Here is a 14,000-nt window from a genome sequence, read left to right as displayed (position 1 = left end):
CGCGTCTGGTCGTCCCGCATCGGGGCTCAGTGGGTGGGTTTCGGGCTTGTAGGCGTGGACACGGGGAAGGTCCGGGCGGGATGGCTGAGTTTCCGGCGCATCTGTTCAGGATGGAAGGCGATCCGTCGGCGATCCGGTCGTCGGCGACGAGATGGCAGGGGTTCGGTTCGGCGGCGACGCAGGCCGCGGCACAGATCACGGGTCTGGACACGAGTCAGTTCGTGGGGCCGGAAGCTGATCTGTTCCGGGAGGGGCTGAACGCCGAGATGCCAGGGCATCTGCGGATCACCGGTGATGCGTTCGGCAAGGTGTCGACCGGCTTGACGACATTCGCGGACTCGCTGTCGTCGTTGCAGGATCGGATGCGTCCGGTGGCGCAGCGCGCCCCGGGCCTGTGGGCGGCGTTGCAGAGCGCGCGGGGGCGGGCCGACCGCGCCGAGCAGGCCGACAAGCGTCATGAGCAGGAGGTGGCCGACCGGCCGCCGGATCAGGCTGCTGCGGCGGAGCCGGACCCGTACCGGTCGGACAGTGGGGCGGCCGGCGCGGCGTTGTCGCAGGCGCAGCGCGACTGGGACGAGTGCGTGGCGCAGGCCGGGGCTCTGCGGGGTGAGCTGTCCACGGCGGTGCGGGACTGCGTACGGGTGGTGAACGACGCCAAGGGCCTGCGGTTCAAGGAAAACCCGAAGTGGTGGGACCTCAAGGGCCAGTTCACCAACTTCGTCCGGGACAATCAGGAGTTGCTGGCGCAGCTGTCCGGCGCGTTGAAGATCGTCTCCCTCGTCGCGGGTCTGCTGTCCTTCATCCCCATCCTCGCACCCATCATGGGGCCGATCGCCATCGCTGCCGGCGCCGCCGCCCTGCTCATCGACGCCTCGCTCTACGCGGCGACGGGTAAGGGCAGTCTGACCAATCTATTGATCGACACGGTGCTCACAGTCGTGCCGATTGGGCGGCTCGCGATGCTCGGCAGACCGGTCCTGGCCCTTGCCAAGCGGGGTTTGCCGGCTCTGGGTAGGGGCCTGACCAATGCGCGCGCGGCTCTTTCGAACATGCCCCGCCCGAGCATTCCGATGGGGGCACGCAAGTGTGCCGGTGACCCGATCGACGTGGCGAGTGGCGAGGTGGTGCTCACCCAGACCGACGCCGAGCTGCCCGGCCTGCTCCCGCTGGTCCTGCGTCGTAGTCACCTGTCGTCGTACCGGGTCGGCCGGTGGTTCGGGCCGTCCTGGGCGTCCACGCTCGACCAGCGGGTCGAGGTCGACGACGAGGGGGTCTGCTTCGTCGCCGAGGACGGCATGGTCCTCACCTATCCCAAGCCCGCGGCCGGCGACGCGCAGACCATGCCGGAGACGGGACCACGCTGGCCGATCACCCCATCCGGCGACGGCTACCGCGTCGACCAGCCGGGGTCCGGCCGGGCCCTGCACTTCCAGGCGGTGCCGGACCAGCCTGAGCCGGAAGGCGAGGGCGAGCCCGTTCGGGTACTACCTCTGGTTGCCGTCACCGACCGGAACGGTCACCGGATCGACCTCGACTGGCGTGACGGCGCGGTCAGCGAGATTCGGCACAGTGGCGGGTATCGGATCGCGGTCGACACCCTGCACGGTCAAGTCGCGGCGTTGAGCCTGCTCGACGCGGAACCCTCAGGTGACGCCCGGACGCTCGTGCGGTTCGGCTACGACGAGGCCGGCCACCTCGCCGAGGTGATCAACGGGTCCGGGCTTGCGCTGCGGTTCGGGTATGACGCCGACGGCCGGTTGACCCACTGGCAGGACCGCAACGAGCAGGAGTACCACTACACCTACGACGATCAGGGCCGCTGTGTCGCAGCCACCGGCTCCGGCGGATACCTGACCGCGCGTCTGCGCTACGACTCTGCCGCCCGGATGACCGTCATGAACGACTCGTTCGGCCACACCACCCACTACGAGCTGACCGAACGCGGCCAAGTCCAACGAGTCACCGATCCGCTGGGCAACGCCACGGCCTTCACCTGGGACTCTTCCGATCGGAAGCTGACCGAGACCGATGCTCTCGGGCGGACCACTCGTTGGTCCTACGATGACGACGGCAACCTGGTCGAGGTCACCCGCCCGGACGGTGCGCGGGCTACCGCTGGCTACAACGAACTGCGCCAGCCGGTCGTCCTCACGGGTGTCGACGGCGCGGTCTGGCGGCGCGAGTACGACGAGCGCGGCAACCTGACCATGGTCACCGACCCGACCGGCGTGCTCACCCGCTATCGGTACGACGAGTTCGGTCACCTCGCCGAGGTGACCGACGCGCTCGGCAACGCCCTGCGGGTGACCAACGATGCGACCGGACTGATCCGTCAACTCACCGACCCCACCGGCGCGGTGACCACCTACCAGCGCGACCGGGCGGGCCAGATCACCCAGGTCATCGACCCGGTCGGTGGCGTCACCCATCTCGGTTGGACCGCCGACGGGCGGCTGGCCTGGCGACGCACCCCGGACGGGGCGAGCGAGGAGTGGACCTACGACCCGGAAGGCAACCTGGTCACCCACACCGACCAGACCGGGGCAACCACCGAGTTCGAGATCGGCCATTTCGACCTTCCAGTGGCGCGTAGCGGGCCGGACGGCGGCCGGTTGACCTTCGACTACGACACCGAGTTGCGCCTCACCACGGTCACGAACCCGCAGGGGCTCACCTGGCACTACGACTACGACCCGGCCGGGCGGCTGGTCGCCGAGACCGACTTCAACGGCCGCGTACAGACGTATTCCTACGATGCCGCCGGCCAACTCGTCGCCCGGACCGACGGCGCCGGGGGGAGCATCGAGCTGGTCCGCGATCCTCTCGGCAACGTCGTCGAGAAGCGCACCGCCGAGGGCGTCACCACCTTCGCGTACGACCCGGTCGGCCGGTTGCTGCGGGCCAGCTCACCCGAGGTCGATCTCCGCTTCGAACGGGACCCGCTGGGCCGCGTGCTCGCCGAGATCCGGGACGGTCAAGAGGTCAGGTCGTACTACGACGTGCTCGGCCGGCGGACGCTGCGGCGTACCCCGACTGGGGTCGAGAGTGCCTGGGAGTACGACGCGGGCCAACAGCCCACCGCGTTGCACACCGGCGGCGCGACGGTCAGCTTCACCCACGACGCCGCCGGCCGCGAGACCCGGAGGGCGGTTGGCGGTCTTGCCCTCACCCAGAGCTGGGACGCCAACCATCGGCTGCTCTCCCAGATCCTCGTCGCCGCCACGGGCAGCCCGACGGGGGTGCCGGAACTCCTCACCCACCGGGCCTACCGGTATCGCCCCGACGGCTACCTGACCGACATCGCCGACCAGCTCGTCGGTGAGCGCCGGCTGGAGGTGGACCGGGCCGGCCGGGTCACCGCCGTGCAGGCCGCCGACTGGACCGAGCGGTACTCCTACGACGCGGCCGGAAACGTCACGAGCGCGGTCCGGCCCGGTGCCACGGGCGCGGACGGCGATGGGGCCTGGGGCGAGCGGGAATACACCGGCACTCTGATCCGTCGGGCGGGGCAGGTGCGCTACGAGCACGACGCCGCCGGCCGGGTCACGCTACGGCAGGTCAAGCAGCGCTCTACCAAGCCGCTGACCTGGCGCTACACCTGGGACAGCGAGGACCGGCTGGTCGCCGTCACCACGCCCGACGGCACGCGCTGGCGTTACCGGTACGACGCGCTCGGCCGCCGGGTCGCCAAGCAGCGCCTCGACGCCGGGGGCGATGTTGTCGAACAGGTCGACTTCGCCTGGGACGGCCCACGCCTGATCGAGCAGAGCCACCGCGGCGCAGGCGGGGGACGGACCAGCACCTGGGAGTACGCCCCGGGCACCTTCAGTCCCGTCACCCAGACCGATGCGCAGTCTGAGCAGGGCGAGATCGACCGGCGCTTCTACGCGATCGTGACCGACCTGGTCGGCACGCCCACCGAGTTGGTCAGCCCGGATGGCGACATCGCCTGGCAGCAGCGAACCACCATCTGGGGTGTCCCGACCCACGTCAGTGCCACCGGGGTCGACTGCCCGCTGCGTTTTCCCGGTCAGATCCACGATCCGGAAACCGGCGTCTCCTACAACTACCACCGCTATTACGATCCCGACGCCGCCCAATACCTCTCCACCGACAAACTGGGGATCAGCGGAAGCCTCAACCCGCAGAGCTATGTCTTCAACCCACTGCAGTGGACCGACCCCCTGGGTCTGGTTCCGTGCCCTGTTTACAGTGATGTCGTCAATGGTCGGGCAGGTGCCGCCTACGCGGAGGTTTCCCCCCAGACGCTCATCGACGCGGCTGCGGGGAGGATCGGCAGCGAGGCAGGACGGAGCATGCGTCCGGCAGGCTTCCTCGGAGGCGGAAATGGCCACTCTCGCGGCCACCTGATCGGTCGGCAGTTCGGAGGCGACGGAAGGGACATCCGAAACCTCGTCACCCAGAGCGCGACTCAGAACAACGGGCCGATCGCGGATGTGGAAAACAGGATTGCCCAGCATGTCAGCAGCAGCCAGAACAGCGTTGTCATGAGCGTTACGCCGGTGTACGAGAATGGTGGGGTCGTCCCCAGCCATGTCATCATTGAAGCCGTGGACGATTTTGGATGGTCGTTGTATGAGAAGGTGCGCAACATTTAGGACGTCTGGTGCATAGGCTGCCGGAGCTTCTCACCCTGTGTCCTCCTCCGGCCGCCGTGGATCCGTCCCATCGCGCGACGGCTGCCGAGGCGGTGGAGCTGCCCTCCAGCCATCGGCAGATGCTTGCGGCCTACGGGGCGGGCTGTTTCGACGAGTTCCTGTGGATTTATGGCGAGGGTGTCGAGCGCGAATCTCTGAACATCGAGGAGAACACCCGGGCCGCCCGATCGATATTGAGCAGGGGCCTTCCGGAATCCCTGGCGGAGTATCTGTCGGGCCTTGACATCACTCCCGATCAGCTCGTGCAGTGGGGCGGAACCGACAACGGTGACCTCCTCCTCTGGATTCCGACAGGGCCGGTGGACGAGTGGCCAACCCTCGTGTTGGAGGCCGGTCGGCTGCGATTCTCGATCGTTCACCTCGAATCCCCGAGTATGGTTTTCGAGCTGCTGACGAAATCCCTTCAGATCCCGATTTTCCCGCCGGATTTTCCCAGCCCCAATCCGCAGTTCAGCCCCGACCCTTACCGCTGAACCAGCTCGCTGGTCAGTAGGCGACCGGCGCCGCCCGTGCACGCTGCGCGTCATCCACCCCCAGACCCGTCCCGACCCGCGTGAACCGGCCGGACAAGGCTTACGGCCCGTGGATGGCCCGGCCTACCGCTCGCCGGCGGCCGGCCGCAGGCGGCTCAACTGCGGGTCGAAGCAGACAAGGCCACGGTCGGCGGCCATGCGTGCGGCACCGGCCGACACCTCCTCACATCTGCTATAGACCATGGCGAGGTAGACGATCGGTCCGGACGCGCTGTTCATCAACCCGCCCGTCGACCAAGGGCTGTCGTCCTCCCAGTCGTCGTCCACGTCCTCGTCGTCCGCGTCCTCGGTGTCCCAGCGTTCGAGCAGAGCCTCGACGTAGGCCCGGATGCGTGGCGTCGGCGGGACGGGGTATTGCTTGTCGAGGTACTTCTCGTAGAGCCGCTCAAATTGCGCCGTCGCGACTCCATCGTCCGCCGGCCGGTCGCCTTCCCATACGGCGAGGTCGTAACTCACACCCGCGAGCGTGCCTCATCGGCTCACATTGCGGACAGCCGGGGGACGCCAAGAGGGCCGGCGCTCGGAGACCTCTGATCGGCATCCCTGCACTCGATGGCTGGCAGGATGGACCGCCGCATCGCCGGGAACGGCCGCCGCCGGCCGTGAATGGCACGCGGTTGGCACGCAAGATCCAAGGCGGCGGAGAGACGCGAAGGCCCAGGTGCCGCAATCATGCGACTTACCTGGGCCTCTGTGGGTGGAGCGGGCGACGGGAATCGAACCCGCACCGTCAGTTTGGAAGACTGAAGCTCTGCCATTGAGCTACGCCCGCGCTCGGCCCCGCCGAAGACGGGGCGCGCCGACAGCGTACCCAATGGCCGTGTCCGATGCGCAACCACGCCCGCCGTCCCGGGGCGGTGGGCGTGGCGCCCGCGTCGCGCCCCGACCGCCCAAGATCCGCACAGTTTCAGGCAACAGTGGTGTCCCGGCTCGCGGATACCCCTACATCCCCCGAGATTGTGTGGATCTTGGCACGTGGCGCGGTGCGGGGCGTGTGGGCGTCCGAATGCAAGCGGGCTGTGGGGCTTTTGGAAGTTGTGTCCGGGTGGGGGACGCCCCGGCCCCGCCTGGGGTGCGGAGACGGCATAGACTGCACGTCGCCACGGGGTGTGGCGCAGCTTGGTAGCGCACTCGCTTTGGGAGCGAGGGGCCGTGGGTTCAAATCCCGCCACCCCGACTGTTGTCCGCGTCCGGTCGCCCCGGGCGCTAGCAGCCGGCCGGGCCGGCTCGCCTACACTCGATGGGCCAATCGAAGGCCCAGAATCACAACCCAGATCCGTCAAGGAGTACGCCTGTGAAGAGCACCGTCGAGACTCTGAGCCCGACGCGCGTGCGGCTCGCCATCGAGGTGCCGTTCGTCGAGCTCGAGCCGAGCCTCAAGAAGGCGTACCGGGAGATCGGTTCGCAGGTCCAGGTTCCCGGCTTCCGTCGGGGCAAGGTGCCGACCGCGGTGATCGACCAGCGGGTGGGCCGGGGGACCGTCCTCAACGAGGCGGTCCAGGACGCCATCCCGGAGAACATCCTCGCCGCGGTACGCGAGCACGACCTGAAGACGCTCGGGCGTCCGGAGGTCGAGATCACCGAGTTCAACGACGGTGACTCGCTGAACTTCACCGCCGAGGTCGACGTCCGCCCGGAGATCACGCTGCCCGACGCGAGCACCATCGAGGTGACCGTCGACGAGCTGCAGATCGACGAGAGCGAGATCGACGAGCAGGTGAAGAACCTGCGGGAGCGGTTCGCCACCCTCAAGACGGTCGAGCGGGCCGCCGCCGAGGGCGACTACGTGCAGATCGACCTGAACGCCACGGTCGACGGCGAGGACGTGCCGGGCGGCCAGGCCAGCAACATCTCCCACGAGGTGGGCAGCAAGCAGCTCCTGCCGGGCCTGGACGAGGCCGTGGTGGGTCTCGCCGCCGGTGAGAGCACCACCTTCACCACCCAGCTGGTCGGCGGCGACTTCGCCGGCCGGGACGCCGAGGTGGCGGTGACCGTGCGCACGGTCAAGGAGAAGGAGCTGCCGGAGCTGAACGACGAGTTCGCGCAGATGGCCAGCGAGTTCGACACGATCGAGGAGCTGCGCGGCGACCTGCGGGCGCGGGTCACCCAGGGCAAGCAGGTCGAGCAGATCTACGCCGCCCGGGACAAGGCCCTGGCCCAGCTCGTCGAGGCCGCCGAGGTGGCGGCGCCGGAGGGTGTCGTCCGCGAGGAGGTCGCCAGCCGCAAGCAGGCGATGGTCGACCAGCTCGAGCGGATCGGCGCCTCCCTGGAGGAGTACCTGGCCGCCGAGGAGAAGACCGAGGAGCAGATCGACACCGAGCTGACCGAGGCGGCGACCGAGGGCGTCAAGGTGCAGCTCCTGCTGGACACGCTCGCCGACGCGGAGGACGTGCAGGTCTCCGACGACGAGTTCGGGCACGAGATCGTGCACCGGGCGCAGCGCGCCGGCATGGCTCCGCAGCAGTACTACGACCAGCTGGTGCGCTCCGGCGCGGCCGCCGCGGTCTTCGGTGACGTGCGGCGGGGCAAGGCGCTCGCGGCCGTCATGGAGCGGATCACGATCAAGGACTCGGCCGGCAACGAGGTCACCCTGGACGCGCTGCGCGCCGCCAACGAGGCGGAGCACAACCACGAGCACTGATCGTCGGGTGCGGCCGCCGTCCGCCGCTGCGCGGTGGGCGGCGGCCGAATCCGTTCCGGGGTACGCCCGGACGCCCGCGCCGCGGGTGCGCCTGACACAGCTGCGCTGAGAGCGAACAGTGCCCCGACCGGGACTCTGCCGCCCCGCACAGCGGTTAGTGTCGGGAAAGACGGTACGGAGAGCGAAGGGCTGCCATGACCGACATGCACATCCCCAAGAAGTCGCTCCGGGCGATTGACGCGCGCGGTGGCGACTCCATTGGCAACCTCGACGACTCGGTCTACAACCGGTTGCTCAAGGAACGCATCATCTTCCTGGGCAGTGAGGTGACCGACCAGGTCGCCAACCGCATCTGCGCGCAGCTGCTGCTGCTCGCCGCGGAGGACCCGGACCGCGACATCAACCTGTGGATCAACTCGCCGGGTGGCTCGGTCTACTCCGGCATGGCGATCTACGACACCATGCAGTTCATCGACAACGACGTGTCGACAGTGGCGATGGGCATGGCGGCCTCGATGGGCCAGCTGCTGCTCTGCGCCGGCACCAAGGGCAAGCGGTACGCGCTGCCGCACGCCCGGATCATGATGCACCAGCCGTCCGGCGGTCTGGGCGGTACGGCGTCCGACATCGCCATCCAGGCGGAGCAGATGCTCTACACGAAGCGGATGTTCCAGGAGCGGGTCGCGCACCACACCGGCCAGAGCCAGTCGCAGATCGAGGCGGACTCGGACCGGGACCGTTGGTTCACCGCCCAGGAGGCCATGGACTACGGCTTCATCGACAAGGTGATCATCGGGGCCGCTCAGGTTCCGGATGGCGCCGGGACCCTGAGCTGAGGAGCTGACGATGACCGATCTGAGCTTGCCGCCCCAGTTCGCGGCCGTGCACAACCGCTACGTTCTGCCGTCGTTCGTCGAGCGCACGTCGTACGGGGTCAAGGAGTCGAACCCGTACAACAAGCTCTTCGAGGACCGGATCATCTTCCTCGGTGTGCAGGTGGACGACGCGTCGGCGAACGACGTGATGGCCCAGCTGCTCACGCTTGAGGGCACCGACCCGGACCGCGACATCATCATGTACATCAACTCGCCCGGTGGCTCGTTCACGGCCATGACGGCGATCTACGACACCATGCAGTACGTCCGTCCGGACATCTCGACGGTCTGCCTGGGGCAGGCCGCCAGCGCGGCGGCGGTGCTGCTGTCGGCGGGTACGCCTGGTAAGCGGATGGCTCTTCCGAACTCGCGGATCATCATCCACCAGCCGGCCACCGAGGGCGGCTACGGGCAGGGCTCGGACATCGAGATCCAGGCTCGGGAGATCCTGCGGATGCGGACGCAGCTGGAGGACATGCTGTCCCGCCACTGCAACCGCCCGATCGAGCAGGTCCGCAAGGACATCGACCGTGACAAGATCATGACGGCCGAGGAGTCCAAGGAGTACGGGCTGGTGGACACGATCCTGACCAGCCGCAAGAAGGGTCTGCTGGCGGCCAACGCGGCCAGCTGAATCAGTACCGGGTCAGGGGTTGGCCGGGGCGTTCGTTCCCGGCCGACCTCTGACACACCCGTTTTGGGGGTCGGAGAATGTCCCGCCAGCGGGTAACGTCGGGTCCGTACCGCTTCGCCGGTTGGGCCGGTGTGGCGAACCAAGCCGGGCGGCGCGCAGCGTCCGCAGGTCAGGGCCGGGTCTCCGGCCGATGAGTGCAGGGAGAACGTAGGTGGCACGGATCGGTGACGGCGGCGACCTACTGAAATGCTCCTTCTGCGGCAAGTCGCAGAAGCAGGTGAAGAAGCTCATCGCGGGCCCTGGGGTCTACATCTGCGACGAGTGCATCGATCTCTGCAACGAGATCATCGAAGAGGAGCTGGCCGAGTCCGGCGAGGTGAAGTGGGAAGAGCTTCCCAAGCCGATGGAGATCTGCCAGTTCCTCGACAACTACGTCGTCGGGCAGGATCAGGCCAAGAAGGCGCTCGCGGTGGCGGTCTACAACCACTACAAGCGCATCCAGGCCGAGGCGGCGGGTGCGCCGGGCTCCGGCAGTGACGCCGTCGAGCTGGCCAAGTCCAACATCCTGCTGCTCGGGCCGACGGGGTGCGGCAAGACCCACCTGGCGCAGACGCTCGCCCGGATGTTGAACGTCCCGTTCGCCATCGCGGACGCCACGGCGCTCACCGAGGCGGGCTACGTCGGTGAGGACGTGGAGAACATCCTGCTCAAGCTGATCCAGGCCGCGGACTACGACATCAAGCGCGCCGAGACCGGCATCATCTACATCGACGAGGTCGACAAGATCGCCCGTAAGTCGGAGAACCCGTCGATCACGCGGGACGTCTCCGGCGAGGGTGTGCAGCAGGCGCTGCTCAAGATGCTGGAAGGCACTGTGGCGAACGTGCCGCCGCAGGGCGGTCGTAAGCACCCGCATCAGGAGTTCATCCAGATCGACACCACGAACGTGCTGTTCATCTGTGGTGGTGCGTTCGCCGGTCTGGATCAGATCATCGAGTCCCGCACCGGCCAGGGCGGCACCGGTTTCGGCGCCCGGCTCCGGTCGGTGTCCGACCGGTCGACCGATGACATCTTCAGCCAGGTCATGCCGGAGGACATGCTCAAGTTCGGCCTGATCCCCGAGTTCGTCGGCCGGCTCCCGGTGATCACCAACGTGCGCAGCCTGGACCGCAGCGCGCTGGTGCGCATCCTCACCGAGCCGCGCAACGCGCTGGTGCGGCAGTACCAGCGGCTCTTCGAGCTGGACGGTGTCGAGCTGGAGTTCGACGAGCCGGCGTTGGAGGCGATCGCCGACCAGGCGATGCTGCGGGGCACCGGCGCCCGAGGTCTGCGGGCCATCATCGAGGAGGTTCTCCTCTCCGCGATGTTCGAGGTCCCGAGCAACCCGGACGCCGCCCGGGTGCTGATCACCCGCGAGGTGGTCCTGGAGAACGTCAACCCGACGATCGTTCCGCGCGAGTTCACCGGGCGTCGGGCCCGGCGGGACCGCGAGGAGAAGTCGGCCTGATCCTCCCCGTGTCACGCCGGTCGCTCACTCCTGACGCGGCCGGCGTGATCGCGTTCGGCGGTCCCACTCGCCCGACGGGGTGACGGTCACCATCATCAGCCGGGTCGGCTGGTCGGTCTCGTTGCGGTATCCGTGCTCGCGGTCGGCGTGAAACTCGATGGTCTCGCCGGCGCGGACGGGGTGGTCCTGCCCGTCGACCCGGACGACCACGGCGCCGTCCAGCACGTGCAGCACCTCCCGGGTGCCGCGCGGGTGGTCGAGGGAGCGGTGTGTCTCTCCGGGGGCCATCCGCCAGTCCCAGAGTTCGACGAGGTCCGGTTCGCCCAGTCCGCTCAGCAGGTGACCGGTGCCGCCGTGTTCGCCCTGCCAGAGCAGGGGCGCCTCGGCGGCGGTGGTGATCTTCACGGTGTGTTCCTCGGCCGGTTCGAGCAGGTGGGCGATGTTGACGCCGAAGGCGTCGGCGACCCGGCAGAGCGTGCCGACGCTCGGGTTGGTCCGGGCGCCCTCGATCTGCACGAGCATCCCCTTGCTCACTCCGGACCGGCCGGCCAGTTCCTCGAAGGTCCAGCCTCGGGCGGCCCGTAGGTCGCGTACCTGCCGGGCGACCGCGGATGTCACCGCGCCCACCCGGTCGCCCCCGGTGTCGGTCATTAAACTATCCCTCACGGTCACTATTATGGTACGACAGACAGATGCTTCCCATTGTCCTCGCCGCAGTGTCCGCGATCGCGTTCGGTGCCGCCGACTTCTCCGGCGGGAAGGCCTCCCGCCGTGCCGACCCGATCGCCGTGACAGTGGTCTCCCAGCTGCTGAGCGTCCCGCTGCTGGTCGTCCTGGTGCTGCTGGTGCCCGGCACCCCGACGACCGGGGACATCGTCTGGGGGCTCGCCGCGGGGGTGGCAGGCGCGGCCGGGGTCATGCTCCTCTACCGCGCGCTCGCCGGCGGGATGATGGCCGTCGTCGCGCCGATCACCGCGATCACCGCCGCCGTGGTGCCGATCATCGCCGGCCTGTTCACGGCTACCTTCCCGGGCGGCCCGGCCCTGACCGGAGCGGGCCTCGCCGTGCTTGCCATCGCGCTTGTGAGCCTGGGGGAGGGTGGCGGCCGGCGAGCCGCTCCGACCCGGCTGATCGGGCTCGCCCTCGCCGCCGGGGCGCTCTTCGGCGTCTTCTTCGCGCTCCTCGGCCAGGCCGACGAGAGCGCCGGCATGTGGCCGGTGGCGGCGTTGCGGGTCAGTTCGATAGCGTTCGGGCTCGCGCTGGCCGCGGGCACCGGCGTCCGGCTGCGGCTCGGCCGGCGCGTACTGGTCTGGGTGGCCGTCGCCGGCCTGCTCGACGGCGCCGCGAACGCGCTGTTCCTGGGCGCGGCGTCCCGAGGTCACCTGAGCATCATCGCGGCGATCGCCGCGCTCTATCCAGCGAGTACGGTGCTGCTCGCACTCGCCGTCGACAGGGAACGGCTCCGCCCGGTCCAGGTCGCCGGGCTCGGGTTCGCCGCCGGAGCGCTGGTGCTGGCGAGCATCTGACGCTGTCCCCACCGGCCCGTGCGGTCGTACCCTGGGCTCATGCGCGTCGCCGTCTGCCAGCTGAACGCCCGGGACGACCGCAAGGCCAACCTGGCTGCCGCGGAGGTCCTGCTGGAACGCGCCGCCGCCGGCGGCGCGGATCTCGCCGTCCTTCCGGAGTACGTCGACTATCTCGGCCCTGCGGCCGGGCTGCCGGAGCCCGAGCCGGTCGACGGCGAGGTGGGCAGCTTCTTCGCCGGGGTGGCCGGCCGGCTCGGCATGTGGGTGATCGCGGGCTCGTTCCACGAGGCCGGGCCGGACCCGGAGCGCACCTGGAACACCTCGTTGGTCTTCGACAGGTCCGGCAGCCTGGCCGCGAGCTACCGCAAGATCCACCTGTACGACGTGGAGATCCCGGGCCGGGTCTCCTACCGTGAGTCGGCGACCGTGGCACCCGGGACGCAGCCGGTGGTGGTCGACGTCGAGGGTCTACGGGTGGGCCTGTCGATCTGTTACGACCTGCGCTTTCCGGAGCTGTACCGGGCACTGGCCACCGACGGTGGCGCCCAGCTGCTTGTGGTCCCGGCGGCGTTCATGATGCACACCGGCAGGGATCACTGGGAGGTCCTGTTGCGGGCCCGGGCGATCGAGAACCAGTGTTTCGTGGCGGCTGCCGGTCAGACCGGCGACCATGAGCCCGGCCGCACCTGTTTCGGGCGCAGCATGGTGGTCGACCCGTGGGGGACCGTCCTCACGCAACTGCCGGACGGGCCGGGGATGGCGGTGGCCGACCTTGATCTCGACCGGCTCGCCGTCATCCGGAGTGAACTGCCCAGCCTGGCCAACCGCCGGCTCTGAGCCCTCAGCCCTCCAGCAGTACGCCGATGACCGCGAGCCCGGCGATGGCCGCGGCGGTGACCAGCAGCGCTGTGGTCATCCGCGATCGACCCCGTCGGGCCAGCCGCCCGACCGAGAGCACCAGGACGACAAGCACGACCGCGCCGATCACCACCTGCCAGAACGGCAGGAGGAGACCGAGCAGCGCCTCCTCGGCGACCACCGTGGTGCGAGGCCCGGAGTCATCCATGCCTGACACTCTGGCACGCCCGGCCGTCCCGCGTCGCCGGGTGGGCCGACGAGTCCTGCAGCGGGATCGCCCGAACCAGTGATGAACCCTGATTTGCCTTCTCCGGGCCGCCCGCGTAACTTTCTCTCTGCACGGGGGAGGCCGGACAAACCGGCCGAGAACGGGCGCCAGGCTCGTGGCGGGAACGCCGAGCGAGACTGAGGATCGGGCGGTGCGGAACACCTCGGATACGGGGTTGCGAACGCGAAGCCGACCGGGTAGAGTTCTGAAGCCGGCAGGAGCCGGGCGGAGAGCCGCGAAGCGGTGATCGGCCGGTCTGCGGCTTCCCACGACAGTAGCGACCGCCGGATACGGCGTGCGTCATCGTGGGTCCGGGCGAACAAGATTGATCACCTCGGATACGAGGTTGACAATGAAAGTTCGGCCAAGTAGGTTTGAGCGGTTGCCCCGAAACGGGTGCCACTGAGTGTGGTGTTTGGTTCGGTGTGTGGTTGTTCTTTGAGAACTCAACAGGGTGCTTGTAAAGCCAGTGCCAATTA

The 14,000-nt window shown here is 68.8% G+C and carries 11 protein-coding genes and 2 tRNA genes; 9 read left to right on the top strand and 4 right to left on the bottom strand.

Annotated elements, in window-relative coordinates:
* The first annotated feature begins 80 nt into the window (after nucleotides 1–80).
* Both ACZ6N8_RS22700 and ACZ6N8_RS22695 read left to right on the top strand, forming a co-directional pair.
* Nucleotides 81–4,619 (top strand): DUF6531 domain-containing protein, encoded by a 4,539-nt coding sequence (locus tag ACZ6N8_RS22700; RefSeq protein WP_466012487.1) that lies wholly within the window; start codon nucleotides 81–83, stop codon nucleotides 4,617–4,619.
* 8 nt (nucleotides 4,620–4,627) lie between these two features.
* On the top strand, nucleotides 4,628–5,152 hold the full coding sequence (locus ACZ6N8_RS22695; RefSeq protein WP_466012485.1) for a hypothetical protein: 525 nt from the start codon (nucleotides 4,628–4,630) through the stop codon (nucleotides 5,150–5,152).
* Between the two features lie 123 nt (nucleotides 5,153–5,275).
* Here ACZ6N8_RS22695 and ACZ6N8_RS22690 read toward each other — a convergent pair whose 3' ends face one another.
* Complete coding sequence (locus ACZ6N8_RS22690; protein ID WP_466012484.1) at nucleotides 5,276–5,668, bottom strand: hypothetical protein; 393 nt, start codon at nucleotides 5,666–5,668, stop codon at nucleotides 5,276–5,278.
* Between the two features lie 242 nt (nucleotides 5,669–5,910).
* Nucleotides 5,911–5,984 (bottom strand) — tRNA-Gly (locus ACZ6N8_RS22685).
* 331 nt (nucleotides 5,985–6,315) lie between these two features.
* Between ACZ6N8_RS22685 and ACZ6N8_RS22680 the strand changes: the two genes are divergently transcribed.
* From ACZ6N8_RS22680 to clpX, 5 genes are all read left to right on the top strand, one after another.
* Nucleotides 6,316–6,389 (top strand) — tRNA-Pro (locus tag ACZ6N8_RS22680).
* Nucleotides 6,390–6,506: 117 nt separating this feature from the next.
* Entirely contained in the window at nucleotides 6,507–7,853 is a 1,347-nt protein-coding gene (tig, locus tag ACZ6N8_RS22675) for a trigger factor (protein WP_466012482.1), read from the top strand.
* A 194-nt stretch (nucleotides 7,854–8,047) separates the two neighbouring features.
* Entirely contained in the window at nucleotides 8,048–8,689 is a 642-nt protein-coding gene (locus ACZ6N8_RS22670) for an ATP-dependent Clp protease proteolytic subunit (RefSeq protein WP_007464111.1), read from the top strand.
* Nucleotides 8,690–8,699: 10 nt separating this feature from the next.
* Nucleotides 8,700–9,362 carry an ATP-dependent Clp protease proteolytic subunit gene (locus tag ACZ6N8_RS22665; protein WP_121652300.1) on the top strand — a complete coding sequence of 221 codons (663 nt, stop codon included), beginning with the start codon at nucleotides 8,700–8,702 and terminating at the stop codon, nucleotides 9,360–9,362.
* A 211-nt stretch (nucleotides 9,363–9,573) separates the two neighbouring features.
* A complete protein-coding gene (gene clpX / locus ACZ6N8_RS22660; protein ID WP_139588132.1) occupies nucleotides 9,574–10,869 on the top strand; it encodes an ATP-dependent Clp protease ATP-binding subunit ClpX in 1,296 nt (431 codons plus the stop codon).
* Between the two features lie 24 nt (nucleotides 10,870–10,893).
* Here the strand turns inward: clpX and ACZ6N8_RS22655 are convergent, their stop codons facing one another.
* Nucleotides 10,894–11,520: a helix-turn-helix domain-containing protein gene (locus tag ACZ6N8_RS22655; protein ID WP_466012481.1), complete on the bottom strand. Its 627-nt coding sequence runs from the start codon at nucleotides 11,518–11,520 to the stop codon at nucleotides 10,894–10,896.
* A 41-nt stretch (nucleotides 11,521–11,561) separates the two neighbouring features.
* On the opposite strand from ACZ6N8_RS22655, the gene ACZ6N8_RS22650 reads away from it, so the two are divergent.
* Together ACZ6N8_RS22650 and ACZ6N8_RS22645 are read left to right on the top strand one after the other, a co-directional pair.
* Entirely contained in the window at nucleotides 11,562–12,395 is an 834-nt protein-coding gene (locus tag ACZ6N8_RS22650) for an EamA family transporter (protein ID WP_466012479.1), read from the top strand.
* A gap of 39 nt (nucleotides 12,396–12,434) precedes the next feature.
* Nucleotides 12,435–13,232 (top strand): carbon-nitrogen hydrolase family protein, encoded by a 798-nt coding sequence (locus ACZ6N8_RS22645; protein ID WP_466012477.1) that lies wholly within the window; start codon nucleotides 12,435–12,437, stop codon nucleotides 13,230–13,232.
* Between the two features lie 4 nt (nucleotides 13,233–13,236).
* On the opposite strand, the gene ACZ6N8_RS22640 is transcribed toward ACZ6N8_RS22645, so the two are convergent.
* Nucleotides 13,237–13,461 carry a hypothetical protein gene (locus ACZ6N8_RS22640; protein WP_364373437.1) on the bottom strand — a complete coding sequence of 75 codons (225 nt, stop codon included), beginning with the start codon at nucleotides 13,459–13,461 and terminating at the stop codon, nucleotides 13,237–13,239.
* Nucleotides 13,462–14,000: the final 539 nt, after the last annotated feature.

The sequence above is a fragment of the Micromonospora sp. NPDC047521 genome, from assembly GCF_055587305.1.
Note: the sequence above shows the minus strand (reverse complement) of the source record. Positions and strands in the feature narration are given on the sequence as shown.